This is a genomic window from Rhodopseudomonas sp. (genome assembly GCF_036404135.1).
In the GTDB taxonomy this organism is placed as follows: Bacteria; Pseudomonadota; Alphaproteobacteria; order Rhizobiales; family Xanthobacteraceae; genus Rhodopseudomonas_A.
This window is the reverse complement of record NZ_DASWPE010000125.1, coordinates 1-25,615: the sequence shown is the minus strand read 5'-3', so window position 1 is coordinate 25,615 and position 25,615 is coordinate 1. Positions and strand designations below refer to the sequence as shown.

Annotated in this window: 21 protein-coding genes; 9 read left to right on the top strand and 12 right to left on the bottom strand. The window is 66.4% G+C overall.

Annotated elements, in window-relative coordinates; genetic code table 11:
- Positions 1 to 72: 72 nt before the first annotated feature.
- From VGC77_RS15590 to VGC77_RS15565, 6 genes are all read right to left on the bottom strand, one after another.
- The gene (locus tag VGC77_RS15590; protein ID WP_331172476.1) at positions 73 to 849 is read right to left on the bottom strand and encodes an HpcH/HpaI aldolase family protein; all 777 of its coding nucleotides are present in this window, start codon (positions 847 to 849) and stop codon (positions 73 to 75) included.
- 175 nt (positions 850 to 1,024) lie between these two features.
- Positions 1,025 to 2,110: a malate/lactate/ureidoglycolate dehydrogenase gene (locus VGC77_RS15585; protein WP_331172475.1), complete on the bottom strand. Its 1,086-nt coding sequence runs from the start codon at positions 2,108 to 2,110 to the stop codon at positions 1,025 to 1,027.
- A gap of 17 nt (positions 2,111 to 2,127) precedes the next feature.
- Positions 2,128 to 2,856, bottom strand: coding sequence for an ABC transporter ATP-binding protein (locus VGC77_RS15580; RefSeq protein WP_331172474.1), 729 nt, complete (start codon positions 2,854 to 2,856; stop codon positions 2,128 to 2,130).
- Positions 2,856 to 4,637, bottom strand: coding sequence for a branched-chain amino acid ABC transporter ATP-binding protein/permease (locus VGC77_RS15575; protein ID WP_331172473.1), 1,782 nt, complete (start codon positions 4,635 to 4,637; stop codon positions 2,856 to 2,858). Before VGC77_RS15575 ends, VGC77_RS15580 begins: the two co-directional genes overlap by 1 nt.
- Positions 4,634 to 5,509 carry a branched-chain amino acid ABC transporter permease gene (locus tag VGC77_RS15570; RefSeq protein ID WP_331172472.1) on the bottom strand — a complete coding sequence of 292 codons (876 nt, stop codon included), beginning with the start codon at positions 5,507 to 5,509 and terminating at the stop codon, positions 4,634 to 4,636. Before VGC77_RS15570 ends, VGC77_RS15575 begins: the two co-directional genes overlap by 4 nt.
- Before the next feature lie 367 nt (positions 5,510 to 5,876).
- Positions 5,877 to 7,022 carry an ABC transporter substrate-binding protein gene (locus VGC77_RS15565; protein ID WP_331172471.1) on the bottom strand — a complete coding sequence of 382 codons (1,146 nt, stop codon included), beginning with the start codon at positions 7,020 to 7,022 and terminating at the stop codon, positions 5,877 to 5,879.
- Between the two features lie 204 nt (positions 7,023 to 7,226).
- Here VGC77_RS15565 and VGC77_RS15560 point away from each other — a divergent pair, with 204 nt between their 5' ends.
- The 3 genes from VGC77_RS15560 (at position 7,227) to VGC77_RS15550 (ending at position 8,784) form a co-directional block, all read left to right on the top strand.
- Positions 7,227 to 7,625 (top strand): 5-carboxymethyl-2-hydroxymuconate isomerase, encoded by a 399-nt coding sequence (locus VGC77_RS15560; RefSeq protein ID WP_331172470.1) that lies wholly within the window; start codon positions 7,227 to 7,229, stop codon positions 7,623 to 7,625.
- 541 nt (positions 7,626 to 8,166) lie between these two features.
- Entirely contained in the window at positions 8,167 to 8,502 is a 336-nt protein-coding gene (locus VGC77_RS15555; RefSeq protein ID WP_331172469.1) for a hypothetical protein, read from the top strand.
- A gap of 63 nt (positions 8,503 to 8,565) precedes the next feature.
- Complete coding sequence (locus VGC77_RS15550; RefSeq protein ID WP_331172468.1) at positions 8,566 to 8,784, top strand: hypothetical protein; 219 nt, start codon at positions 8,566 to 8,568, stop codon at positions 8,782 to 8,784.
- Between the two features lie 103 nt (positions 8,785 to 8,887).
- On the opposite strand, the gene alkB is transcribed toward VGC77_RS15550, so the two are convergent.
- From alkB to VGC77_RS15535, 3 genes are read right to left on the bottom strand one after another with little or no spacing between them, the layout of a single operon-like run.
- Positions 8,888 to 9,538 carry a DNA oxidative demethylase AlkB gene (gene alkB / locus VGC77_RS15545; protein ID WP_331172467.1) on the bottom strand — a complete coding sequence of 217 codons (651 nt, stop codon included), beginning with the start codon at positions 9,536 to 9,538 and terminating at the stop codon, positions 8,888 to 8,890.
- A gap of 2 nt (positions 9,539 to 9,540) precedes the next feature.
- Complete coding sequence (locus VGC77_RS15540; RefSeq protein WP_331172466.1) at positions 9,541 to 10,227, bottom strand: DUF2848 domain-containing protein; 687 nt, start codon at positions 10,225 to 10,227, stop codon at positions 9,541 to 9,543.
- Complete coding sequence (locus tag VGC77_RS15535; protein WP_331172465.1) at positions 10,220 to 11,569, bottom strand: amidase; 1,350 nt, start codon at positions 11,567 to 11,569, stop codon at positions 10,220 to 10,222. The genes VGC77_RS15540 and VGC77_RS15535 overlap by 8 nt, the downstream gene beginning before the upstream one ends.
- Positions 11,570 to 11,964: 395 nt before the next feature.
- On the opposite strand from VGC77_RS15535, the gene VGC77_RS15530 reads away from it, so the two are divergent.
- Positions 11,965 to 12,378 carry a Zn-ribbon domain-containing OB-fold protein gene (locus VGC77_RS15530; RefSeq protein WP_331172464.1) on the top strand — a complete coding sequence of 138 codons (414 nt, stop codon included), beginning with the start codon at positions 11,965 to 11,967 and terminating at the stop codon, positions 12,376 to 12,378.
- A 4-nt stretch (positions 12,379 to 12,382) separates the two neighbouring features.
- Positions 12,383 to 13,522 carry a thiolase C-terminal domain-containing protein gene (locus VGC77_RS15525; RefSeq protein WP_331172463.1) on the top strand — a complete coding sequence of 380 codons (1,140 nt, stop codon included), beginning with the start codon at positions 12,383 to 12,385 and terminating at the stop codon, positions 13,520 to 13,522.
- A gap of 374 nt (positions 13,523 to 13,896) precedes the next feature.
- Here the strand turns inward: VGC77_RS15525 and VGC77_RS15520 are convergent, their stop codons facing one another.
- The 3 genes from VGC77_RS15520 to VGC77_RS15510 all read right to left on the bottom strand — a co-directional run bounded on the left by VGC77_RS15520 (position 13,897) and on the right by VGC77_RS15510 (position 18,926).
- Positions 13,897 to 15,132, bottom strand: coding sequence for an OmpA family protein (locus tag VGC77_RS15520; protein ID WP_331172462.1), 1,236 nt, complete (start codon positions 15,130 to 15,132; stop codon positions 13,897 to 13,899).
- A gap of 547 nt (positions 15,133 to 15,679) precedes the next feature.
- Positions 15,680 to 18,466 (bottom strand): phosphoenolpyruvate carboxylase, encoded by a 2,787-nt coding sequence (gene ppc, locus VGC77_RS15515; protein WP_414709679.1) that lies wholly within the window; start codon positions 18,464 to 18,466, stop codon positions 15,680 to 15,682.
- Positions 18,467 to 18,722: 256 nt separating this feature from the next.
- Positions 18,723 to 18,926, bottom strand: a complete 204-nt coding sequence (locus VGC77_RS15510) for a hypothetical protein (protein ID WP_331172461.1) — start codon at positions 18,924 to 18,926, stop codon at positions 18,723 to 18,725.
- A gap of 269 nt (positions 18,927 to 19,195) precedes the next feature.
- Between VGC77_RS15510 and VGC77_RS15505 the strand changes: the two genes are divergently transcribed.
- The 4 genes from VGC77_RS15505 to VGC77_RS15490 all read left to right on the top strand — a co-directional run bounded on the left by VGC77_RS15505 (position 19,196) and on the right by VGC77_RS15490 (position 25,372).
- Positions 19,196 to 19,456 (top strand): hypothetical protein, encoded by a 261-nt coding sequence (locus tag VGC77_RS15505; protein WP_331172460.1) that lies wholly within the window; start codon positions 19,196 to 19,198, stop codon positions 19,454 to 19,456.
- Between the two features lie 320 nt (positions 19,457 to 19,776).
- The gene (locus tag VGC77_RS15500; protein WP_331172459.1) at positions 19,777 to 22,524 is read left to right on the top strand and encodes an ATP-binding protein; all 2,748 of its coding nucleotides are present in this window, start codon (positions 19,777 to 19,779) and stop codon (positions 22,522 to 22,524) included.
- A 236-nt stretch (positions 22,525 to 22,760) separates the two neighbouring features.
- The gene (locus VGC77_RS15495) at positions 22,761 to 24,341 is read left to right on the top strand and encodes a fatty acid--CoA ligase (protein WP_331172458.1); all 1,581 of its coding nucleotides are present in this window, start codon (positions 22,761 to 22,763) and stop codon (positions 24,339 to 24,341) included.
- Between the two features lie 251 nt (positions 24,342 to 24,592).
- Positions 24,593 to 25,372 (top strand): enoyl-CoA hydratase-related protein, encoded by a 780-nt coding sequence (locus VGC77_RS15490; protein WP_331172457.1) that lies wholly within the window; start codon positions 24,593 to 24,595, stop codon positions 25,370 to 25,372.
- Positions 25,373 to 25,615 lie beyond the last annotated feature (243 nt).

The window sequence follows — 25,615 nt, the reverse complement described above, 5'->3', positions numbered from 1 at the left end:
GGGCAGCGCTGCCCAGGCGGCGTGCGATTTTGCTCACCGATCGCGTAAAGGCGCGCCGCGCAGCCGCAAGCGCTACGCCTTGCCGCCGGAATTCTTGCGGGTTTCACCGATCCACTGCTTCGCCGCGGTGGCCATGATGCCGCTGTCGTTGAGCAGCGTCACCAGCTTGAACCCGAGGCCGATGGCGCGGGCGGCGCCGGCCGGACCCGAACAATGGATGCCGGGATAGATCCCGCGCTTGTCGCATTGCTTCAACAGCCTGTCGTAGATCGCCAGAATTTCCGGCTCGTCGCGGTCGAGCTTCGGCACCAGGCCATAGGAGAAGCCGAGATCGCTTGGCCCGACATAGACCCCGGCGATGCCCTCGACGTCGAGGATGGCTTCCATGTTGTCGACCGCGGTCCTGGTCTCGATCATCGGAAGACACAGCGTCTCGGCATTGGCCGTGCTCTGGTAGTTGCCCGCCGAGCCATACAGCCCGGCGCGGATCGGGCCGTTGCTGCGGGTGCCGCGCGGCGGATATTTGCAAGCCTGCACGAAGGCCTCGGCCTCGTCCTTGCTGTTGACCATCGGGCAGATCACGCCATAGGCGCCGCCGTCCAGCACCTTGCCGATAATGCCGGGTTCGTTCCACGGCACCCGCACCATTGGCGTCACCGGATGCGCCTGCATCGCCTGAAAACAGCCGACCATCGTCTGATAGTCCTGCACGCCGTGCTGCAGATCGACGGTGACGCTGTCGAAGCCGCATTGCGCCATCACCTCGGCGGAGAAGCCCGACGGAATCGCCAACCAGCCGTTGACCACAACCTTGCCGGCCGCCCAGATTTCTTTGACCTTGTTGACCATCGGTTCCCGCTCTCTGTTGCTGGCGCGCACCGCGCCGAAAATACGCCTGACGAAATCAGGCGGTTCAACGCGTCATTGCGAGGAGCGCTTGCGACGAAGCAATCCAGGGCTCCGTGCTTGGCGCCCCTGGATTGCTTCGCTTCTCGCTCGGCTCGCAATGACGATTCGGCGTGACTCACGCCACCGCCGTCTGCACCGCGCGCTCGGAAACGCCGAGTTCACGCGCGATGCTGACGATCGCCGCCCAGGTGTCGTCGGGCAGCGGCACGCCATTCTTGCTGCGCTCGGCGCGGGTGCGGGCTTCCGGATCGCCGGGGATCAGCACCTCGGTTGCGCCGGCGGCCGGTTTGGTGTCCTTGAAATATTTGACGTAGCGCGCCACGTCGGCGTCGAAGAAATGTTCCGGGTCGATGCGCTGCGGGTCGACATAGATCGCGAACATGCCGTTGGCGAAGCGGCGGTCCGGGCCGGTGGCGCCGGTGCCGGTGAGCGCGCCGCCGAGCAATTCGCAGATCAGCGCCAGGCCCGAGCCCTTGTGCTCGCCGAAGGCGCGGATCGCGCCGGTGCCGTTGTCGTGAATCCGCGGACTGTCCGGCGTATAGGGGCCATAGAGCAGTGCCGGGTCTTCGCTGAGCGTGCCGTCGCTGTCGATCAAGGCGCCGGTCGGCAGCTTCTTGCCGCCGCGGCTCGCCACCAGCACCTTGCCCTCGGCGACGATCGAGGTGGCGAAATCCAGCACGATCGGCCGCTGCGCCTCGCGCGGGATGCCGACGCAGAACGGCGCGGTGGACAATCGGCGTTCGACGCCGCCGAACGGCGCCACCAGGATCGAGCCCGCGGCATTGACGAAATGGATCGACACCAGACCGGCGGCCGCCGCCATCTCGGCCCAGTCGCCGACCCGGCCGATGTGGCCGGAATTGCGCAGCGCCACCGCCGCCAGCCCCGACGCCTTGCATTTGTCGATGCCGATCTGCACCGCTTGCGGCGCCACGGTCTGGCCGTAGCCGAACCGGCCGTCGACCACCGCCAGCGCCGGGGTGTCGACCACCATGGCGATGCTCTGGTTCGGAACGACCGCGCCGGCTTGCTTCCAGCGCACATAGACCGGCACCCGGATCACGCCATGGCTGTCATGTCCGGTGAGATTCGACGTGGTCAGATAGCTGGCGATGCGCTTTGCCTCGGCCTCCGAGGACTCCGCGCGGACGAATACTTCAGTTACGAAATCGATCAACTTCTCGACCTGGATAGTCACCATCACAAAGTTTCTTCTTGTTAAGCGCGGACCTTGGCGTGGCCGCCGAGATAGGCCGCTGCGATTGCTTCATTGCCCCACAATTCGTCGGGTTTGCCGCCGAGCACAATACGCCCGGTCTCCAGCACATAGCCAGTGTCGGCAACGGACAGCCCCATGCGCGCGTTCTGCTCGACCAAGAGAACCGTGGTGGTGCGGCGAATCTGCGAGATGATTCGGAACACCGCCTGCACGATCACCGGCGCAAGCCCCAGCGACGGCTCGTCGAGCAACAACAGCCGCGGCTTCGCCATCAGCCCGCGCGCCACCGCCACCATCTGCAACTGCCCGCCGGACAACGTCCAGCCGAGCGAATCGGCGAATGGCCGGAGGTCGGGAAACAGATCGAACATCGCGTCGGCCTCGCGCGCGAGTTCGGCCTTCTTCACGCGGCGATTGGAGGCGCCGAGCATGATGTTCTCTTTCACGGTGAGGCCGGGAAACACCCGCCGCCCCTCCGGCACGTGGCTGATCCCCAGCCGCACGATCGCCTCGGGGCCAAGACCCGCGATCGATCGGCCGTCGAACAGAATCTCGCCGGCCGCCGGCCTGGTCAGCCCGGAAATCGCCCGCAGCGTGGTCGATTTGCCGGCGCCATTGGCGCCGAGCAGCGTCACCACCTGGCCCTGCGCGACGCTGAGCGAGATGCCGCGCAGCGCCTCGATCTCGCCGTAGCGCACCACCAGGTCGCGGATCTGCAACAACGCCATCATTCGCTCCCGAGATAGGCCGAGACCACGTCGGGATGGCGCAGCACCGCCAGCGATTCGCCGTCGGCAATGCGGCGACCGAAATTCAGCACGGTGATGTGCTGCGCCGCCTCCGACACCAGCGTCATGTCGTGGTCGATGATCAGAATGGTGAGACCTTGGGCGGCGATGCGCTTCAGCAATTCGTGCAGGTCGAGCTTCTCGCTGGAGTTGAGTCCGGCGGCGGGTTCGTCGAGCAAAAGCAGCGTCGGGTTGGCGGCGAGCGCGCGGGCGATTTCGATCAATCGCTGGTGGCCGTAGGAAAAGCTGGAGATCAATTCGTTGGCGCGCGCGCCCAAGCCAACGAAAGCCAGCGCCGACATCGCGCGCTGATGCAGCGCCGCTTCGCCGCCTTTGCCGATCAGCGTGTTGCCGGGCCGCTCGGCGCCGATCACCACGTTCTCCAGAGCGGTCATCGAGCGGAACAGCCGGATGTTCTGGAAGGTGCGGCCGAGCCCGGCTGCAGCGCGCAGATGCGGCGGCATATTGGTGAGGTCGGTGCCGTCGAGCAGCACCTGCCCCGCGGTCGCGCGATAGAGGCCCGACAGCACGTTCAGCGTCGTGGTCTTGCCGGAGCCGTTCGGCCCGATCAGCGCGTGCACGCCGCCGCGCTTCACCGCGATGTCGACCTTGTCGACGGCTTTCAGCCCGCCGAAATATTTCGCCAGCCCGGTGACCTGCAGCACGACGTCGCCGCCGAGATTGGCCGGGGATAATTGCAGCGGCGGGCCGGCGGCGTGCAGCTTGGCCTTGGCGCGCCAGCGCTGCGTCGCGACGTTGACGAAGCCCCAGATGCCGTCCGGCATGAAGCGGATGATCAGGATCACCGACAGGCCGTAGATCGCGAGATAGAGCCCCGGCACGCTTTTCAGAAACCGCAGCCATTCCGGGATCAGGATCAGCAGCGCGGTGCCGATCGCAGATCCGATCGGCGACGCCACGCCGCCGAGCAGCGACATCGTCAGGAACACGATGGATTCCGCGAAGGAAAACTGATCCGGGCTGATGTAGGAGAAGCCGCCGGCGAACAGCCCGCCGGCCAGACCGCCGAGCACCGCGCTGAGCGCAAAGGCGTAGACCTTGGTGCGAAACACTTCGATGCCGGCGACGCCCGCGGCGAGTTCGTTGTCGCGCACCGCACGCATCGCGCGGCCAAGCCGGGTGTCCGGCAGATGCCAGACGCCATAGCCGACCAGCGCCAGCATCGCCACGCAGAACGCCAGATAAGCCTGGGAGGATTGAAACAGCGCCGGACGGCCGATGCGGCCGACGCCGTCCGGACCGTGGGTCAGCCAGATCGCGTTGATCATCACCAGCGTGACGATCTGCTGGAACGAGATCGTCACCATCGCCAAGTAATGCCCGCCGAGCCGCAGCGTCGACATCCCGAGCACCGCGCCGGCGATTAGCGCCACGGCGCAGCCGGCGGCGAGGCAGAGCCAATAGCTGAGCTGGAAATCCGTGGTGCCGATGCCCACCGCATAGGCGCCGAAGCCGAAGAACGCGGCCTGCGCCAGATTGATCTGGCCGCACAGCCCGAGCACCACCGACAATCCGAACACCGCGATCGCAAAGGTGGTCGCCTGCATCAGGATGTTGAGGATGTAGCCGTCGAAGCTGACGCTGGCGGCGAGCGTCACCACGATCGCGGCGCCGATGAAATACGGCAGATGCCGCAGCCACAGCGGCTTGCCGCGCGAGGCTGCGATCGCGATCGGCATATTGTCGCTGCCGGCGCTCATGCCTTCTCCGCGACGCGTTCGCCGAAGATGCCCTGCGGCCGGAACACCAGGAACAGCACCAGCACCAGGAAGGCGAAGGCGTCCTTGTAGGGCACCGAAATATACGCCGCGCCAAAGGTCTCGATGATGCCGAGCGACAGCCCGCCGATGATCGCGCCGGTGACGTCGCCGAAGCCGCCGATGATGGTGGCGGCAAACGCCTTCAGCGCAATCGTCGAGCCCATCTGAATCGAGACGAACAACACCGGCGCCACCAGGATTCCGGCGAGCCCGCCGAGCACCGCGGAGTAGATGAAGGTGATCATGATCATGCCGGAGACAGAAATGCCGAGCAGCGAGGCCATCTCCTTGTCCTGCGAGGTCGCCTGCAATTTCTTGCCGAGCATGGTGTGCTCGAAGAACCAGTAGTTGAACGCCACCAGCGCGATCGTCACCACGATGATCAGCAGATATTGGCTGTCGAGATAGACCGGGCCGAGTTGGATGCCGGGGGTTTCGAACCAGCCTTGCAGCACCTGCGGCTGCGGGCCGTAGATCGCCAGCACCGAATTCGCCATCAGGATCGAGGCGCCGATGGTGGCGATGATCACCGGCAGGAACGTGCGATGCCGCAGCGGGTAGTACACGCCGAGGTTGAAGATCGCGCCGAGCAGCGCCATGCCGGCCAGCGCGCACAGGAAGGAGAGCCAATACGGCCAGCCGAGGTCGACCGCGAACACCACCATCAGATAGGCCGCCACCATCGAGAATTCGCCTTGCGCGAAATTCACCACGTTGGTGGCGCGGAAGATCAGCACGAAGCCCAGCGCCACCAGCGCATAGACCGCGCCGATGCCGATCCCGGTGAACAGCAATTGCAGAGCGAGGTCCATCAGAGGCTCCAAACCTCCATTGCCAGCACGGACCTCACCTCTCCCCGCGTGCGGGGAGAGGTCGAGCGTCGTCGCGCAGCGACGGCGGTCGGGTGAGGGGGCGTTTCAGCCAAGTCGACCTCGCGGCGGCGCCCCCTCACCCCGACCCTCTCCCCGCAAGCGGGGAGACGGAGCAGTTGCCGCACCGCTCGTATCAACTTCAACACTGGGATTCTCCACCGAGTGTTTTCAACCGCGCAGGTCCACATTCCATAAACCCTTGGCGGTGAGGATTGGAGGGTTCGCTCGCAGCAAAGCTGCTCGCGCCCCGGAATGACGGCCTTCTATCTGGGCGCGCATCGAACCAGTCGCCAATGCAAGTGCGCGCTCAATCGGTGAACTCGATGTGCTTGTCGAACACGATGCTGCCCTTGTCGTTCTTGACGATGTTGTAGCCGTGCAGCCCATCGCCCTTGTCGTCGAAATTATATTCGCCTTCGGCGCCGGGGAATTTCTTGGTCGCTAGAATCGCCTCGCGGATCTTGCCGGGCTCGGTCGATCCGGCCTTGTTGATCGCCGCGGCCAGCACCGTGACCGCATCGAACGGCCACGAACTCTGGTTGTCGGGCGCCACCTTGACGGCGTCGCGATAGGCCTTGCCGAACGCCTTGGCGGCGTCGCTGGAGTCCTCGGCGTAGTCGGCGACCCCATAGGTGCCGTAGAGCGCTGGGCCTGCGAGCTTCAGCGCGGTGACGTTGGTGATCGAGGGCGAGCCGACCCAGGGAATGGTGACGCCGAGCTGGCGCAACTGCCGAGCGAAGATGCCGAGATCGTTCTCGAAGGTGAAGTAGGAGCCGAGGATGTCGGCGCCGGACGATTTGATCGCCAGCACCACCGGGGTGAAGTCCTGGCTCTGGTTGGCGTAGCCCTGGTCGAGCAGCGGCGGCGCGCCGAGTTTGCCCAGCGCCTCGCTCAGCGCCTTGCCGCCGGCGGTGCCGAACGCGTCGGTGGAATGCAGCACCGCCCATTTCTTCTTGCCGAGGGTGTTGACGCCGTAATCGGCGATCACCCGGCCGGAATAGCTGTCGTTCGGCCGGAAGCGAAACAACCAGGGATTGCCGAGCTTGGTGAGGTTGGGATCGGTGCCGCCGAACATCACCGGCTTGCCGAGCTTCAGCGCGTCGGGCGCCATCGCGTGCACCTGCGTCGAGCGCACCGAGCTGAGAAAGGCGACGATGTCGGGCTGCGCGGCGAGCTTGGAGAACGCCAGCACGATGCCGGGATTGGTGGTCTGGTCGTCCTCGACGATCAGTTCGAGCGGTCTGCCGAGCACGCCGCCGGCCTTGTTGACCGCCTCCAGCGCCAATTTGGCACCCTTGATGGCGTAACCGCCGGACTCCGCCGCGGGGCCGGTGACCGGCGCGCACATGCCGATCTTGATGGTGGCGCCTTGCGCCTTCGCGCGACCGATCAGGTAGGGCGCCATGAGTCCAACGGCTAAGCCGGCCGCGACCTCGCGTCTCGTCAGCGTCATCCAGTCCTCCCTCGCGACCGGACTTGCTGCCGGCCTGCAAGGGTCAGTTGACCTAAAATTCGCCGGACTGTCTACCGCCTCGCTGCAAAGTGTTGGCGCGGGCGACATGAATTCTTTCATTTGCACCGCAGCGAAGCCTGTTGCGGGAAAGCGGTTTGCTGTTAATCATCGGCGCTCCCGAAGTCGTTGCCAAGCGAGCCCGCCATGCCGCATTTCACCATCGAATATTCCGCCAATCTCGACGACCTGGTCGACATCGCCAAAGTGGTCGAACTGGTCCGCGCCTCCGCCGTCGAGACCGGACTGTTTCCGCTCGACGGCATCCGCGTCCGCGCCATCCGCTGCGACAACTACGCGATCGCCGACGGCCGCGACGGGCTGAGCTTCATGGCGATGCTGCTGCGGCTCAACGAAGGCCGCGAGGCGGTGGCGCGCAAGCACGCCGGCGACCACATCTTCCGCAAGCTGTCGCACTATCTCGATCCGTTGTTCGCCGACGACAGCTTTTCGCTGTCGTTCGACATCAAGGTCCACGACCGGGAGGCGGGCTGGGAGCGCAACAGCATCCATGACCTGTTGATCAACGAGGCCCGGCACGGCTGAGCGCCGCGTCAACGCCCATCGGCGAATTTGCCGGAACCTCGGCCTGCGCGTCGTGGTCGCCAGGCGAATTCCGCGCGGCATCGAACAGGCGCTGGCCCGCGGCTGATCGCACGCGGTCAACCCGCCCGAGCCAAGCCGGTGGCGTAGAGCTTGCCGCGGGCTTGGCGAATTGCCTGGTTCGTGACGTTTTTGTGGATCGAAGACGCTATCCGGAACTTGTCGCCACTTTGCGGGTTGCCAGACGACACCGCGCAGTGAACTCGCTTTCGTTACGACCGGCAGTCCCGGATAGCTCAAATCGTTCCCACTGGCACAAGCGCGGGTGCGGAGCGATGGCGGGTTGGATCGGAGGTCGGACGGGCAATGTCGCCCGCTTCAATTGCGACCCGCCCGGGATCGCCGAGATTCGCCCGCCTGTCTGTTTCGGCGCAGCTGAATCTTCCACGCTTACCGCGTCTCGTCGCTCCGGTGTGCCGGAGCGTTGGGGCTTGCTTTGGATACAACGCGTCGTTGACGCAGCCCGATTGGCGGAAGGAAAACCATGTTGCTCACCCGCGCGGTTCTTTGCGCAACGATGCTGCTCAGCACCGATCTCGCCGTGGCGCAAAGCCCGTTCGACGGCGTCTGGCACGTCACCGTGGTGACCAAGGCCGGCAGCTGCGAGCCGAAACTGAGCTATCCGGTGGTGGTCACCGACGGCCGCGTCACCGGCTCGCCGGACATCACCGGCAGCATCGGCCGCGAGGGCAATGTCAGGGTGTCGATCCGCGGCGCCTATGCCAACGGCCAACTCAATGGCAGCGCCGGCTCCGGCAAATGGAACAGCGCCGCGGCCGGAATGCCGTGCAGCGGTCGCTGGGAAGCCTCGCGCGGATAGACCCTGCGCCGTTCGCAGCCCCACAAACACCGCGCCATTTTGCAACCACCGAAGGAGAAGGCGATGAAGGATTTCTCTCACGCGTCGTTTCCGCCGGACACCATCCGGCTGATGCAATCGGCTCTGGACGGCGCGGTCGCGGCGCTGCCGCATCCGGTGAGCTCGGCGCATGTGCAATCGATCGCCGAAAGCATTCTGCGCACCGCCAAGGAGGGCGAACGCAACGCCAAGGCGCTGGAACGCATGGCGCTCTTGGAATTGCAGCTCTCGCCGCGCGAATAGCCGGCTGCAGCTATGCCGGTTCTGAGAGATCAGAACCGGAGCGCGCGATTGCTATTTTGACGCGCTTCTTTCCGCGAGCGAGGCCCCACTTCCCTCGACAACGCTATCGCGCCTTGCGGAAGGTGAGATTGATGCGCTGACGGCCGAGCAGCGGATGCTCGCCGTCCTTCAGCGCCGCGACGCCGTGAAAGACCAGCCGCGACGCGCCGCCCCAGGCCACCACGTCGCCATGCTGAAGCGCAAAGCGCTGCGGCTTGTCGCTGCGGCTCATGCCGCCGAACATGAACACCGCCGGCAATCCAAACGACACCGAGACGATCGGCGCGGTGAAATCGGCTTCGTCCTTGTCCCGATGCAGCGACATCTTGGCACCGGGGACGTAGCGGTTGATCAGACAGGCGTCGGGTTGAAAATCCGCGAACCCGGCCTCGCCGGCGGCGCGGCGCGCCAAGCCCGCAAATAGCGCCGGCATCGCCGGCCACCGATTGCCGCTGGCGGGGTCGACCGCGTCATAGCGATAGCCCTTGCGATCGGTGACCCAGCCGACCGCGCCGCAATTGCTCATCGCCACCGACATGGTGTGGCCGCCCGGCGTGATCATGTGGCGGAACGGCGCCGCGGCCAGGATCGCGCGCAACGCCGCGATCAGTTCGCTCTCCTCGCCGAGCGCAAAGCCGCGCAGCAGCACCGCGCCCTCGCCGATCGGCTGCCGCGCCGGCGGCGGCTCCTGCGCCTCGAACAGATCGCCCTTCACCGTCAGCCGACCACGGGCAGCACCGCCACGTCGTAGCCGTGGCGGATCACGCGCTTGAGTACCGGATCCTCGATCTCATAGTCGAACCGCGCCGCGGGCCGGATGCCGCCCTTGGCGGCGAAGGTGCCGCCGAACATCGCGCAGCCGTCCGGCAGGCCGCCATCGCCGAAACCCCGCGAAATCAGTTCGGCCGCCGGCAGCATGGCGTCGACCGTGCCCTCCTGATACAGCACGCGCTTGCCGTCGATGGTGGCGAAGGAACGCAGGATGATGGCGTCCCAGTGATCCGCCACCTCGGCGAAATCCCACAATTGCGGCGCCAGCGGCTTGTCGCACATCTGCTTCGAGACGGTGATGTTGTAGGTCTCGACCTTGCGGTCGGTGTGGTCGGAGCCGACCCCGAGCAGGGTGCGGCCCTGCGCGCCGATCAGCACGAACTCCACCTCCCCGCTGGAATGCCGGCCGCTGCATTCGATGCGGTCCGCGGTGGTCAGCCGCCGCGCCGACACCCGGTAATAGATCGGCGTCGAGGCCGGCCGCGCGATGCCGATCGCTTCCAGTTCGGCGATGTGCTTGTCGCGGGCCACCGGATCGCGCCCGGTCCATCCGGCGATCACCGTCTGCCGGATCGGCAATGTCAGCGCTGTCGCGCCGTCCTTGGTCGTCAAAGTGAATGCGATGTCAATCACGAATCATGCTTTCCATTCCTGCCGCGAGTTCAAAGATCCGCCGATCGGCGCCGCCCGGGGCCGCCAGCATCAGCCCGACCGGCACCTCGCCGTCGCGATGGCACGGCAGCGAGATCGCACAGCCGTCGATCATGTTGATCAGCGTGCAGTTGCGCAGCGCCAGCAGATTGGCCTTGGTGAACGCCTTGTCGTCGGCGAGATCGGCGATCTTCGGCGGCGTATTGGCGGTGGTCGGCAGCACGATCGCGTCAAACGGCGACAGCCGCAGCCGGGCGCGCGCCACCAGCGATTTGCGCGCGTTGATCAGGTCGACATAATCGGCGGCGCTCTGCGTCTCGCCGCGCACGATGCGGTCGCGCACCCGCGGATCATAGACGTCGCCATGGGCGACGATCAGAAAGCGGTGCCAGGCATAGCTTTCGGCGGCGGAGAAGCCGCCCTTGGCACTCATCGGCGCGACGTCGAGAAATTCCGGCACCGCGATCCGCTCGATCAGGGCGCCGGCGCGCGACAAGGTTGCGAGCGCGCGCTCGAACGCCTGCGCCACCGCGTCGTCGAGTTCGTCGAGCGCCACCGTGGTCGGCACCGCCAGCCGCATGCCGCGCAGCGGCCGCGGCTGCAGTTCGGTCACCGGCTGATCCGCCAGCACGGCGTCGAGCGTGGCGCAGCACTGAACGCTGCGCGCCAACGGGCCGATGCTGTCCAGCGTCGGCGACAGCGGCACCGCGCCGTCGCGCGGCACCCGGGCTTGCGTCGGCTTGAAGCCGACCAGGCCGTTGAACGCCGCCGGAATCCGGCACGAGCCGCCGGTGTCGGTGCCGAGCGCGCCATGCGCCATGCCGTCGGCGACCGAGACCGCGGCGCCGGACGACGAGCCCCCCGGCACGTGACCGACCTCGCGCTGCCAAATGCTCTTCGGCGTGCCGTAATGCGGGTTGATGCCGATTCCCGAATAGGCGAATTCGGTCATGTTGCTGCGGCCGATCACCACGAAGCCGGCGCGGCGCAGCCGGGCGACCGCCGGCGCGTCGGCCTCCGCCGGCGGATTGTCGTCGAGCGCGCGGGACCCGGCGCGGGTGACCTCGCCCTTGATGTCGAACAGGTCCTTGATCGAGACCGGGATGCCGGCAAAGCGCGACGGCGCGGCGTTGGCTTTGCGCAAGCCGTCCATCGCCTCCGCCGCGGCGATCGCCGCCTCAGCGTCCACATGAATGAAGGCTCTTGCGCCCTCGCCCTGCGGGTCGGCAATCGCGGCAAGACATTGGTCGACCAGCTTGCGGGCGCTGCTACGGCCGGCGTCGAGATCGGCCGCGAGCGCGGCGAGGGTCGGAAGCTTGGACATGGGCCTATCCGCTGATGAAAGAGCGCGATCGAACGTGTGCTTTCGCTGGTATCGCCGATGCGAGCGACGATTTCCAGATCAAGCCGCGCGCAATTGCACGAATTGTCTGCGCGACGCTGCTATGCGCGCCAACTTCGGAAGGCGTGCATGCCGTGCAACGAAATTTCTAATCGATCGATTACGCCCGCGCTTATCGACCGCGTCGAACGCCGCGGCCCAGGACCAAGTCGTCTTCGCAATGCCCGCAGGGGCGGAATATCAACCGGCCGTGCGGCGCCCCCGCTCAGTGGGAACCCGCGATGCGGCGCAGGGCGTTGACGCTGACCAATCGATGTCGCATCAAGATGGCAACGACGGGAGCAAACCCGCCGACGATCAAGGGAGCGAGCACAACCATGGCAGAGCCTTCGCGCGCGCGGCCGAAACCAACGCCGGAAACCCAGCACTTCTGGGATGGCACCCGGGTCGGCGAATTGCGATTGCAACGCTGCGACGCCTGCGCGCATGTATATTTCCCGCCGCGCCCGTTCTGTCCGCGCTGCGCCTGCCGCTACGTCACCGTGTTCAAGGCGTCGGGCCGCGCCACGCTGTATAGTTACGTCATCAATCATCGCCCCGCAGCGCCCGGCTTCACCGCGCCTTACGCCATCGCCGTGGTTGAACTCGCCGAAGGGCCGCGGATGATGAGCAACATCCTCGATTGCCCGCAAACCCCTGAGGCGCTCGAACTCGACATGACGCTCGAACTCGCCTTCGAGCCGCTCGACGACGCCATCACGCTGCCCCAGTTCCGTCCGGCGAAGGGGTAGCGACATGCGCCAGAATGCAGTCGCCGTGGTCGGCGCCGCGGAAACCACAAGGCTCGGCGTCATCCCCGAGATGTCGCAGATCCAGTTGCACGCCGACGCCGCGCTCAACGCGCTGGCGGATTGCGGATTGAAACTATCCGACATCGACGGCATCGCCACCGCGGTGGAGACGCCGCAGCAGATCGCGCATTATCTCGGCATCACCCCGACTTGGGTCGACGGCACCTCGGTCGGCGGCTGTTCGTTCATGCTGCATGTCCGCCACGCCGCGGCCGCGATCGAGGCCGGGCTGTGCACGACCGTGCTGATCACCCACGCTGAAAGCGGCAAGTCGATGATCGGCAAATTGCCGCGCTTCACTGCCCCGGACAGCCTCAACGGCCAGTTCGAAGCGCCGTTCGGCGTGGTCGGGCCGCCCAGCATGTTTCCGATTCCGGTTTTGCGCTACATGAAGACCCACGGCATCACCGACGAGCAATTGGCAATGGTCGCGGTGGCGCAGCGCGAATGGGCGGCACTCAATCCGCGCGCCACGATGCAGGCGCCGATCACCGTCGACGACGTGCTCAATTCCAGGATGATCGCCTATCCGCTGCGGCTGTTGCAATGCTGCCTGGTCACCGACGGCGGCGGCGCGCTGATCCTGACTTCGGCGGAGCGAGCCCGCGATTTTCCGCACAAGCCGGTCTATGTGCTCGGCACCGGCGAGAGCGTCGAGACGCCGATGGTTAGCCAGATGCAGAGCTTCGACAGTTCGCGTGCGTTCCGCACCGCCGGGCCGCTGGCGTTCCGCGAGGCCGGCATCACCCACAGCGACGTCGATCACCTGATGATCTACGACGCCTTCGCGCATCTGCCGCTGTACGGGCTCGGCGATCTCGGCTTCATGCCGCACGAAGACACCGGACCGTTCGTCGCCGAGGGCCACACCCGCCCCGGCGGCCGGCTGCCGCTGAACACCAATGGCGGCGGCTTGAGCTACATGCATTCCGGGATGTACGGCATGTACGCGCTGCAGGAGAGCGTGCGGCAGATGCGCGGCACCGCGCCGGCGCAGGTGGCGGAGGCGAAGATCTCGGTGTGCCACGGGGTCGGCGGCATGTTCGCGGCCTCCGGCACGGTGATCTTCACCAACGAGACGTGAGTGCGGCGCTGATACGGTACGACGTGTCGCTGAAGTAGCAACGAAACCGGAAAAATCGACCGGACGCCCGTCGCGAGCACTGACTTAACCCCTCCCCGCAAGCGGCAGGGCGATCGCATATAATGATGTCAGCTTAGCAACGCATGGCAGCGATCGAGCACGACCCGTTGACATGCAGAGGCTACTTCACGACCAGAGCTACACTCTGAACGCTCTCCGACATCATCTGCGATTGCCCTGCCGCCTGCGGGGAGAGGGAAAGATGCCGCGCCACTCTGAACTATGCCTTGCAAACGAGAAAGCGCGCGCCGGTTTCGGCGCGCGCCTTGAACATGACAACGAAGCCCGTCCGCAAACGCCGACGGGCGTCGTCGTTACTTCACCACCAACTCGAGCGAGCGGCTCTTGCCGTCGGCCGGCTTGGCGGCGCCGACCGCGGTCAGCTTCGCGGCGCCGATGCCGAGCTTGCTCAGGCCCGCGACCACGGCTTCAGCGCGCTTCTGCGACAGCCTCAAAGCCTTCTTGCCGCCGCCCTCGAACGGACCGGCGACCTCGATCTGCACCGGCTGGCACAGCGTGATCGCCGAGCCGAGCTTGGCCAGCGCCGGCAGCGACGCCTTGCTCAATTCGGCGCTCTTCGGCTCGAAGCTGATCTTGTCTTCGGCGGCCACCGCTGCGACTTTCTCCTGGCAGGCCTTGGCGTCGAGCAACGCGGCGGTCTTGGCGCCGACCGCGGCGTCGGGCTGTTTCGCCGGCGTCGCTGCGCTGTCGGCATTGGCGAGGTGCTGATGCGCCGGGGGCTCCGCCGCCTTCGCGGCAGCCGCCTCGGCCTCGGCCTTGGCGGCCGCTTCCTTGGCAGCAGCCTCCTTGGCCGCGGCTTCCTTGGCGGCGGCTTCGCGCTGCGCCGCCTTGGTCATCGCCTGATGCGCGGCCGCTTCCTTGGCGGCGGCTTCTTTGGCGGCGACTTCAGCCGCGGCCTTGGCGGCGGCCTGTTGCGCCGCGGCTTCCGCAGCCTTGGCCTCCGCGTTCAATTTGGCGACGGTCTTGGCCGCCAGCGCCGGGCCTGAGAGATCGTCGACGTCGGACACCAACCGCACGCCGGGCACCGCGCGGAGCTGCTTGATAAGGTCGCCGCGCTGGGCGGCGTCGATATCGCCCGGCAGCAGCACGTCGCGGCCGGCGAGGTCGACGTTGAGCGGATCGCCGCCCGCGGTCTCCACCGCCGCGGCGACGCGCTCGCGCAAATCCTTGTCGAGGCCTGGCAAGGCCACGATCGCAAACACCGCCCAGATCAGGCCGGTCGCGAACAGCCCGACCCACCAGCCTTCGTAGCGCCCCGGCAGCAACTGCACCGTGGCGCCGGCCAGGCCGCCGATGATATAGGCGACCACCGCGGCAAAGCCGGCTTCAAGCAGGATTTCCGCCTTGCCGCTGATCAGTTGCGCGGCGATCAGCAGCAGCGGAATCGCCAGCACGACGCCGACCCGCTTGATCCAGTAGTCCGGCAAATCCGCGGCCCAGCCAAACCGATTCGCCAACAGCGGAGTGAGCGCGCCGGCGACAAGGGCGGCTGCCAGCCACATCCAGTAATGCGTGAGCAGAAATATCATCAGCAGCGTTCCTTCTCGACAAAGATCGATGGTTGCAAACGACGATGCATGGCGAGGCTGGCCCGACATCCAAACCCTTCGCAGCGACAGTTGCAGGGCAAGCGCTGCAGGCGATCGGGATCGGGCTTTGGCCTCGGAATTGATCCATAGCGTCGTTGGACCGGCGGCAGCCATCCTGACTAAAGTTTGATCGCCACATATCAGCTGCACCAAAAATGTGCAGCGCGCCGAAGAACACGGCAAGCCCTACGGGAGTACGCTAGCTAACTGTAACGGGGTGAGGTAAGACCGGATCAGCGCTGAGAGAAGTTTGCGCAGCGACGCTAACTACTGTTCGTTCAGGCTCTCACCTCTCCCCGCTTGCGGGGAGAGGTCGATCCGGCGCAGCGTTAGCGTAGCCGGATCGGGTGAGGGGGCGCCTCGGCATCACGCGGCGCCCCCTCACCCGGCGCGACAAGCTTTCGCTTGTCTCGCCACCCTCTCCCCGCAAGCGGGCGAGGGTGCGATGCCGCATCGCTCCTAACAAATCAACCGACGCCAGCGCGGCTCAGCCGCTGTTGCGCAGCCCGGCGGAGATGCCGTTGATGGTGAGCTGGATGCCGCGCAGCACCTGCTCGTCGACGGCGTGGCTGCGGTGTTCTTTCAACAGCTCGACCTGCACGTGGTTGAGCGGGTCGAGATAGGGAAAGCGGTTGCGGATCGAGCGCTCCAGCCGCGGATTGCCCTGCAGCAGCCGGTCCTGCTGCATGATCTCAAGCAGCGCCTGGATCGAGTCGTGCCACTCGGCGTGGATCCGGCCGAAGATGGTGTCGCGCAGCTGTTCGTCCGGCACCAGTTCGGCGTAGCGCGAGGCGATCGCGATCGAACTCTTCGCCAGCACCATGTCCATGTTGGACAACAGCGTGCGGAAGAACGGCCACTGGCGATACAGCTCCTGCAGAAAGCTCATGCCGTGCTGCGGATGCGCCTTGACGAAGGCCTTGACCGCGCTGCCGAAGCCGTACCAGCCCGGCAGCATCAGCCGGCATTGCGCCCATGAGAACACCCAGGGAATCGCGCGCAGATCCTCGATCTTGTGGGTCTTCTTGCGCGACGCCGGGCGGCTGCCGATGTTCAGCGTGGCGATCTCGGTGATCACCGTCGAGGACCAGAAGTAATCCTCGAAGCCTTCGGTCTCGTAAACCAGGCCGCGATAGGCCTTGAAGGCGAACGACGACAATTGCTCCATGGCGTCGAGATATTCGGCGCGCGGCGCGCTCTGCCGCGGCATCAGCAGGCTGGCTTCCAAGGTGGCCGCGGCGAGAATCTCCAGATTATTGCGGCCGACCTCGGCGTTGGAATATTTGCTGGTGATGATCTCGCCCTGCTCGGTGATGCGGATCTGGCCGTTCACCGCGCCGCCGGGCTGCGCCAGGATGGCGTCGTAGCTCGGGCCGCCGCCGCGGCCAACCGAGCCGCCGCGGCCGTGAAACAGCCGCAGCCGCACGCCGTGATGTTCGAACACCTTCACCAGCTCGATCTCGGCCTTGTACAGCTCCCAGCCCGAGGTGACGAAGCCGCCGTCCTTGTTGCTGTCGGAATAGCCGAGCATCACTTCCTGGACACCGCCGCGGCTGTCGACCAGCCGGCGGTAGTCGTGCAGCCCGAGCAGCTGATCCATGATGCTGGCGGCGGCCTGCAGATCCTCGATGGTCTCGAACAGCGGCACCACGTTGATGGCGCTGCGCCCGGCGTGATCGACCAGCCCCACTTCCTTCAACAGCAGCACCACCTCCAACATGTCGGAGACGCCCTTGCACATCGAGATGATGCATTGGGAAATCGCGCTGGGGCCGAAATTGGCGTGGGCTTCGGCGGCGGCGCGGAACACCGCCAGTTCGCCGACGGTCTCCTCGCCGTACTTCACGAATGGCGAGGCCAGCGGCCGCCGCGAGCGCAACTCGCCGGCGAGCAGCGCGATGCGCGCCGCCTCGTTCATCGCCATGTAGGATTTGCCGGGCAGCGCGGCGTCGATCAGCTCGGTCATGGTGCGCTCGTGCACCGCGGAATTCTGCCGCATGTCGAGGCTGGCGAGGTGGAAGCCGAAGCAATCCACCGCGCGGCGCAATTGCCGCAGCCGGCCGCGCGCGATCACGCCGGCCTGGTTGGCGATCAGCGAGCGATGCAGCACGTCGAGGTCGGCCTTGAACTGCCGCGGATCGCTATAGGGATCTGCGGCGCCGACCGGGGTGCGGATGTCGTCGAACTTCAATCGATGCGCGGTGGCGGCGAGCCGCGCATAGATCCCGGACACCGCCAGCCGATAGGGCTCGCCGCTGCGATGCGGCGAGGTGTCCGGCGAGCGCTCGGCCAGTATCCGCAGGTCGTCGGAAACGTCGGCCAGATGCGCCGCGATCGACAGTTCGGAGCCGAGCGCATGCAGCTCTTCGAGATAGAAGCGCAGCGCCTGGGTGCTCTGCAGCCGCAACGCGCCGCGCATCACCTCGGCGGTGACGAACGGGTTGCCGTCGCGGTCGCCGCCGATCCAGCTTCCCATCCGCAGGAACGAGGCCAGTTCCTCGGTGCTGCCGTCGTCGTCATTGAGCCGATCCTCCAGCACGCCGTGCAGCCGCGGCACCTCGCGCAGGAAGCTGTAGCCGTAGAACGACAGCCCGTTGGTGACCTCGTCGAGCACGGTGAGCTTGGTCCGGCGCAGCATGTTGGTCTGCCACAGCGTCAGCACGGTGCGGCGCAACTGTTCCTCATGCTGCGCGATCTCTTCCGCGGTCATCTGCAGCCGCTCGCGGCGGTCGAGCAAGGCGGCGACCTCCATCTCGCGGTCCATCGTGCTCTTGCGGCGGACTTCGGTCGGGTGCGCGGTCAATACCGGGCTGACCAGCGCCTGGGCGAAGAACTGCCGGAGCTGCTGCGCGCTGATGCCGACCGCATGGGCATGCGCCAACGTGCCGACCACGGTGCCGGCCCGCGGACTGCCGCTCTGCGCGCGCAACTGCCGGATGTTGTTCTGGTCCTCGGCGATGTTGGCCAGATGCGAGAAGTAGCTGAAGGCGCGGACGATACGCACGGTGTCGGGCGTCGACAGCCCGTTGAGGATGGCTTCCAGCTCGCGGCGCGCCGGCTTGTCATTGTCGCGGTGAAAGCGGATCGAGGTCTGCCGGATGCGCTCGACCACGTCGAACACCGCCGCCCCCTCCTGGTCGCGCACTGTGTCGCCGAGGATGCGACCGAGCAGCCGGATGTCGTCGCGCAGCCTGGCATCCTCGTCGATCGCGGTGTCGTCGGCGAGCGGAGCCCGCGGCGCGGTCTGGTCGATGGGCATGATCTTGGACGACATGGAAATGCTCCAGGATGTTGCCGGCCCTCTCACCTCGCAAGTTTTTCGCAACAAGGCAAGGTCAAGAAAACGGCGGCGCCGCGCAGCAAACGGGCGGATCCTGGGCCGCAGATCGAAAGCCTCGCTTGGTCGCCCAATCAGGCCGCCGCCCGGATCGGCCCGGCCGCGAGCAATCCCGGCCGCAGCGCCTCGGCGGCCGTGGCGCCGAAAATCACCACCGACCCGAGGCGACGCTAAGCGCCGGCGGGCGACGTTGTCAGAACGCCAACCCGACCCGGCGGCCGGCGCTCCACACCAGCCGGCAGCGCTTCTTCGAGCCGGCATAGAATATCTCGAACCGGCCGGGCAGCTTGAACGGCCCGCAGATCTCGACGCAGGCGCCGCCGGCGGAATAATCCACCACGCGGCAATCGATCGCCGGCAGTTTCGGGCTGACGATCAGCTTGGCCGTGGTCGCCATTCGACCGGCCGGCCGGACCCGTGCGAACCTGCGCGGATGCATGGCTTCCTCTCAACGTCCTTATCGACTGCATCGGGCCAGAGGGATTTGAAGATTTCGTTGAGCAATATGGTGAACGAATTCGCCGGGTGGCCCCGGCCATCCCCTTTCGTCGCCCGGCACGGCGTATTTGTCTTGGGTCAAATCGAACGCCGCGACCAGGACGTAGGTTGTCACGAAGGAGCCAGCCGACGAACAACATCCCGGCGCTATCAACGAAGGACGTATCGATGATCGTCGACAAGCATCTTGACGCCCGGATGGCCCGGATCGAGCTGGCGGTGCAGCGCGTCCAGTTGTTCATCGTGATGGTGGTGGCGCTGGTCGCCATCAACTGGTGCCTGGCGCTCGCCGAACGCGCATTCCCCGACGACGAGCTGGCGCTCTGGTTCTACGGCAGCCGCGGCGTGGCGCTGCTGCTCGGCATCCTGCTGGCCTATGCGGCGGCCAAGCTCATCGGCTATCCGCTGAAGGTGCTGGCCCGCGCCTGAGCCCCGTCGACACCGGCCACCGATCGTTGCTGCATGGCGCCGCGGCGGCGCCGGCGCCAGGCCAAGATCCGCGGCGGCGGCCGTCGGCCGATCTGGTAGTTTCCCGTATCGTCGGCGCCGGGCGCCGCGATTCCTGTCCCATTCCGCGCCGGCCCGCTGTAAAGTCGATTCGCGCGCCGGTTCCATCGCTGGGGAACTTGGAACGACGCCACGGGCGGCTTGCGATCGGCGGCTGTTCGCCGCTGCTGGTATTACCACAAGTCCGCGTCCGCGTGCCGAGTGAAAGAGACAGCAGGGCGGGGATCCGATTGAAGCAGGGATTGAGCCTTTCGACCCGCCTGACGATCGCCATCGTCGCGCTGGTCATCGCGACGGCCGGCACCGTCGGCTATCTCAGCTTTCGCAACATCGCCAGCGTCGCGGTGCCGCGGGCGCTGGTACGGCTCGACGCCGAAGCCCGCTCGGTCGCGGTGGAACTCGCTGACACCGTCAACGACGTTAGCGCCGATGTCACCGGCTTCCGCCACGTCATCGGGCTCGAGGAGATCATCGCGCTCAGCCGCGATCCGAACAGCCGGCCGGTCAATGGCATGACGCTCGCGCAATGGCGCGCCCGCATCGCGCGGCGGTTCGCCGCCGAACTGGAGGCCAAGCCGCACTACGCCCAGTTCCGCATCATCGGCATCGCCGATGGCGGTCGCGAGGTAATCCGGGTCGACCGTCGCCCGGCTGACGGCGAGGTCCGTATCGTCGCCGACGCCGACCTGCAGCAAAAGGCCGACCGCGGCTATTTCAAGCAGGCCATCGCCGCGCCGGACCGCAGCATCATCGTGTCTCCGATCGAACTCAACCAGGAAAACGGCGCGATTGAATTGCCGCCGCAGCCGGTCGTTCGCGTGTCCACGCCGATTTTTGCGCCGGACGGCCAATTGTTCGGACTGCTGATCGTCAACATCGATCTGCGGCCGTCGTTCGCCGCGATCAAGGCCCGCCCCAATGCGGACACCACGATTTATGTGGTGAACGAGCACGGCGATTACCTGGTGCATCCGGATCCGCGCCGCGAATTCGGTTTCGAATTCGGCACGCCATTTCGCATCCAGAACGATTTTCCGGAGGCGATGCAGGCGGCCGGCGGGCAGCAGCCGGAACTGATCGATGACCGCGACGGCAAGCGCTACGGCTTGGCGCGGGCCTCGATGCGGCTCGGCGGGGGGCCGCTGGTCTCGGTGGTCGAGATGACTCCGGCGAGCAAGATCGTCGCCGCGGCGCTGCAGGCGCTACGCGACTCCAGCCTGCTCGGCGGCACCATCGCGGTGCTCGGCGCGATGGTGCTGGCGTTCGTGCTGGCGCGCACCCTGACCCGGCAATTGACCCAGATGACCGCGGCGGTCGCCGGCTTTGCCCAGGGCAAGCCGCTGCTGGTGCCGCTCAATGCCAGCGGCGAGATCGGCGTGCTGGCGCGGGCATTCACCGACATGGCGCAGGAGGTCGGCGTCAAGAACGCCGCGATCCAGCGCGACAAGGACATTTTCGAAAGCATCATGGCGGCGATGGCCGAGGCGGTGCTGCTGATCGATGCCGACGGCAACGTGGTCTATGCCAATCGCGCCAACCAGGAGTTGCTCGGCCCGATCGAGATCGACAGCACCCAATGGCGCGAGAGCTACGACATCTATCAACCTGACGGCACAACGTTGCTGCCGAAGGAGCAATGGCCGTCGGCGCGCTGCCTGCGCGGCGAACAGGTCGACGGTTATGAGCTGGTGTATCGCCGGCGCGACACCGGCAAGACCGTGCATGTGACGGGCAGCGCGCATCCGATCCGCGACGCCGGCGGCAAGCTCGCCGGGGCGGTGGTAGTGTATCGCGACGTCACCGCCGCCAAGGAGATCGAACGCCAGTTGCGGCAGTCGCAGAAGCTCGACGCCATCGGCCAATTGACCGGCGGCGTCGCCCACGACTTCAACAACACGCTGACGGTGATCACCGGCACCGCGGAAATCCTGATCGAGAGCCTGAGCGACCGGCCGAACCTGCTGCAGATCGCCAAGATGATCGACGAGGCCGCCGGCCGCGGCGCCGAACTCACCAAGCATCTGCTGGCGTTCGCCCGCAGGCAGCCGCTGCAGCCGCGCAACGTCGACGTCAACACCTTGGTGCTCAACACCGCGCAATTGCTGCGGCCGACGCTCGGCGAGCATATCGAGATCGAATCGATGCTCGGCAACGACGCCGAGCCGGCGCATATCGATCCCTCGCAATTGTCGACCGCGCTGCTCAACCTCGCGGTCAATGCCCGCGATGCGATGCCGCATGGCGGCAAGCTGACGCTGGAAACCGGCAATGTGGTGCTCGACGAGACCTACGCGCGCGCCAACCCCGAGGTGACGCCCGGCCCCTATGTGATGGTCGCGGTCAGCGACAGCGGCACCGGCATTCCCGCCGCGATCCGCGACAAGGTATTCGAGCCGTTCTTCACCACCAAGGACGTCGGCAAGGGCACCGGGCTCGGGCTCAGCATGGTGTACGGCTTCGTCAAGCAGTCCAACGGCCATATCAAGATCTACAGCGAGGAAGGCTACGGCACCACCATCAAGCTGTATCTGCCGCGCGCCAGCGCCGACGCCGAAGAACTCGCCCCTGCCCCGCCGATCAAGGGCGGCAGCGAGACCGTGCTGGTGGTGGAGGACGACGCCATGGTGCGCAATTTCGTGGTCACCCAGCTGCGCAGCCTCGGCTACAAGACGCTGATGGCGGCGACCGGCGCCGACACGCTGGCGCAGATCGAGGCCGGCGCGACCTTCGACCTGTTGTTCACCGACGTCATCATGCCGGGCCTCAACGGCCGGCAGCTTGCCGACGCGGTGCAGGCGCTGCGTCCCGGCACCAAGGTGCTGTACACCTCGGGCTATACCGAGAACGCCATCGTGCATCACGGCCGGCTCGACCCCGGGGTGTTGCTGTTGCCGAAGCCGTACCGGAAATCCGAACTGGCGCGGTTGATCCGCGCCGCGCTGAATTGCGACGTCGCCAACGACGCCGGCAAGACGCGGCAGATGTCCTGACCGATGCCGCGCAGCCGCAGCATCGCTCGCGGTGAGCCGGATTGCAAGCTGCGCTAAGCAACCAAGTTTACCCCGGCCAGCGCGGTGGAGGCGGACACGTCCGTCCGCTCCACGGAAATCTCGCCGACCGAGAATGCAAATTCGCCTGCCGCGCCGTACCCTTGTATTTGCCGGCGAACCACGCCACTAATCTCGTTCACGACTAATCGATAACAAGATTACCTCAGGGAGCTGAAATGTCCGACTTCGCGGGGCCGGCGACGCTGGCCGACGTGGTGCGCGCCCAGGCCACGGCGCGTGGCGACGCCATCGCATTCGAATTCGAGGGCCGCCGCACCAGCTTTGCCGCGCTCGACCGCCACAGCAACCGCGTCGCCCATGCGCTGGCGGCCGAAGGCATCGCGCCCGGCCAGCGGATCAGCTATCTCGGCAAGAACAGCGACGTCTATTTCGAACTGCTGCTCGGCGCGATGAAGGCCGATGTGGTGATGGCGCCGGTGAACTGGCGGCTGGCGCCGCCGGAGATCGCCTACATCGTCAACGACTGCGAGGCCGTGGCGCTGTTCGTCGGGCCGGAATTCATCGCGCAGATCCGCGGCCTCGCCGCGCAACTGCCCGGCGTCAAGAGCTTGATCGCCACCGAGGGCGGCGCCGCCGGCTGGCCGGACTACGCGGCTTGGCGCGACGCGCAACCCGACCACGCCGCGGCCATCGCGCCCGCGCCGCGCGACGTCGCGATCCAGCTCTACACCTCCGGCACCACCGGCCACCCCAAGGGCGCGATGCTGAGCCACGGCAATTTCCTGGCGCTGGTGCGCGCCGGCAAGGACGCCGAGCAGCCGCAATGGAATCAATGGAGCGCCGACGACGTCTCGCTGGTGGCGATGCCGGTGTTTCATATCGGCGGCTCCGGCTGGGGCGTGATGGGGGTGTATCACGGCGTCAAGGGCGTGATCGCGCGCGACTTCGAGCCGCACCGATTTCTGGATTTCTTCGAGGCGTTCGGCATCACCCGGGTATTCCTGGTGCCGGCGGCGATGCAGTTCGTGGTGCGGCAGCCGCGCGCCCGCGAGATCGATTTCTCCAGGCTGCGCTACATGCTGTACGGCGCCTCGCCGATCCATGCGGCGCTGTTGCGGGAGTGCCTCGCGCTGTTCAAATGCGGCTTCGTGCAGATGTACGGCATGACGGAAACCACCGGCACCATCGTGGCGCTGCCGCCGGAGGATCACGTCGAGGGATCGGAGCGGCTGCGCGCCGCCGGCCGGGCGCTGCCCGGCGTCGAACTGGCAATCCTCGACCCCGACGGGAACGCGCTGCCGCCGCGCGCGATCGGCGAGATCGCCACCCGCTCCGGCTGCAACATGGTCGGCTACTGGAAGCTGCCGGAAGCCACCGCGAAGACCATCGACGCCGACAACTGGTTGCGCACCGGCGACGCCGGCTATCTCGACGAGGACGGCTATCTTTATATCCACGACCGCATCAAGGACATGATCATCTCCGGCGGCGAGAACATCTATCCCGCCGAGGTCGAGGCCGCGCTCGGCGAACATCCCGACATCGCCGAGGTCGCGGTGATCGGCGTGCCCGACGAGATCTGGGGCGAAGCGGTCAAGGCGATGGTGGTGCTGAAGCCCGGCAGGCAGGTGAGCGCGCACGACCTCATCGGCTTCGCGCATCAGCGCATCGCCAAGTTCAAACTGCCGCGCACGGTGGATTTTCTCGCCGCGCTGCCGCGCAACGGCGCCGGCAAGATCCTGCGCCGCGAGCTGCGCGCGCCCTATTGGGCCGGCAAGGACCGCGAGGTCAATTGAGCGAGGACCGCGCAGGCCGTCGCGCCGGCGCCGCGCGCCCACGGTGGCGCCCGCCCTGTCGAGACCTCACGAGCGGCAATTCCGCACGACGCATTGTGACAGACGACGCGCCGCGGCGGGCCTTGTCACATGGCCGCGAACGGGTTGTGGAGCGGGCCTGCTACGCGCAATTTCATGGTGACTTTAGGTTGCAGTCCCGCCATGTTCTCGCCGGAATTTTCTGGGGCTCAAAACCGATTCTAGGGGACGAAATGACATTGCAGTTCTCCACGGTGACGCGCCGCGGGCGCATCACCATTGTGACCCTGTCGCGGCCCGAGGTGATGAACGCGCTGCATAGCGACGCGCATTTCGAACTGCACCAGGTGTTCAACGAATTCGCCGCCGATCCCGAGCAATGGGTAGCGATCGTCACCGGCGCCGGCGACAAGGCGTTCTGTGCCGGCAACGATCTGAAGTGGCAGGCCGCCGGCGGCCGCCGCGGCTGGGATTCCAGCGGCTTTGCCGGGCTCACCGCGCGGTTCGACTGCGACAAGCCGATCATCGCCGCGGTCAACGGCGTGGCGATGGGCGGCGGCTTCGAGGCGGCGCTGGCCTGCGACCTGATCATCGCCGCGGAGAACGCGGTGTTCGCGCTGCCGGAGCCGCGCGTCGGGCTGGCCGCGCTGGCCGGCGGATTGCACCGGCTGCCGCGGCAGATCGGGCTGAAGCGGGCGATGGGCATGATCCTCACCGGGCGCAACGTCAGCGCCCGCGAGGGCTTCGAACTCGGCTTCGTCAACGAGGTGGTGGCCGCCGGCGAAGCGCTCGCCGCGGCGGAGCGCTGGGCCGAGACGATCTGCAAGAATTCGCCGATGTCGATCCGCGCCTCCAAGCAGGCGATCCAGCGCGGTTCGACGGTGTCGCTGCAGGAGGCAATCGCCGACCAGCGGGATTATTCCGCGGTGCGGGCGATGGTGGCGTCGCAGGATTATATCGAGGGGCCGAAAGCGTTCGCCGAAAAACGCCCCCCGCGCTGGATGGGGAAGTAGACGGCCGCGCACCCGCGGTCCATCCATGGCAAGCTACAACATACAAGCTGCAAGCTACAAGCTAACCGATACAAGCTCCAAGATTAACGTCATCCTGAGAGTCTGACTCAAAAAGCGATCAATGAAATCAGGCATTCAACCCGTCATTGCGAGGAGCTCTTGCGACGAAGCAATCCAGGGCCACGCGTGAAGCCCCTGGATTGCTTCGCATCGAAGCCGGCGCTGCGCGCCGTCCTCGGCTCG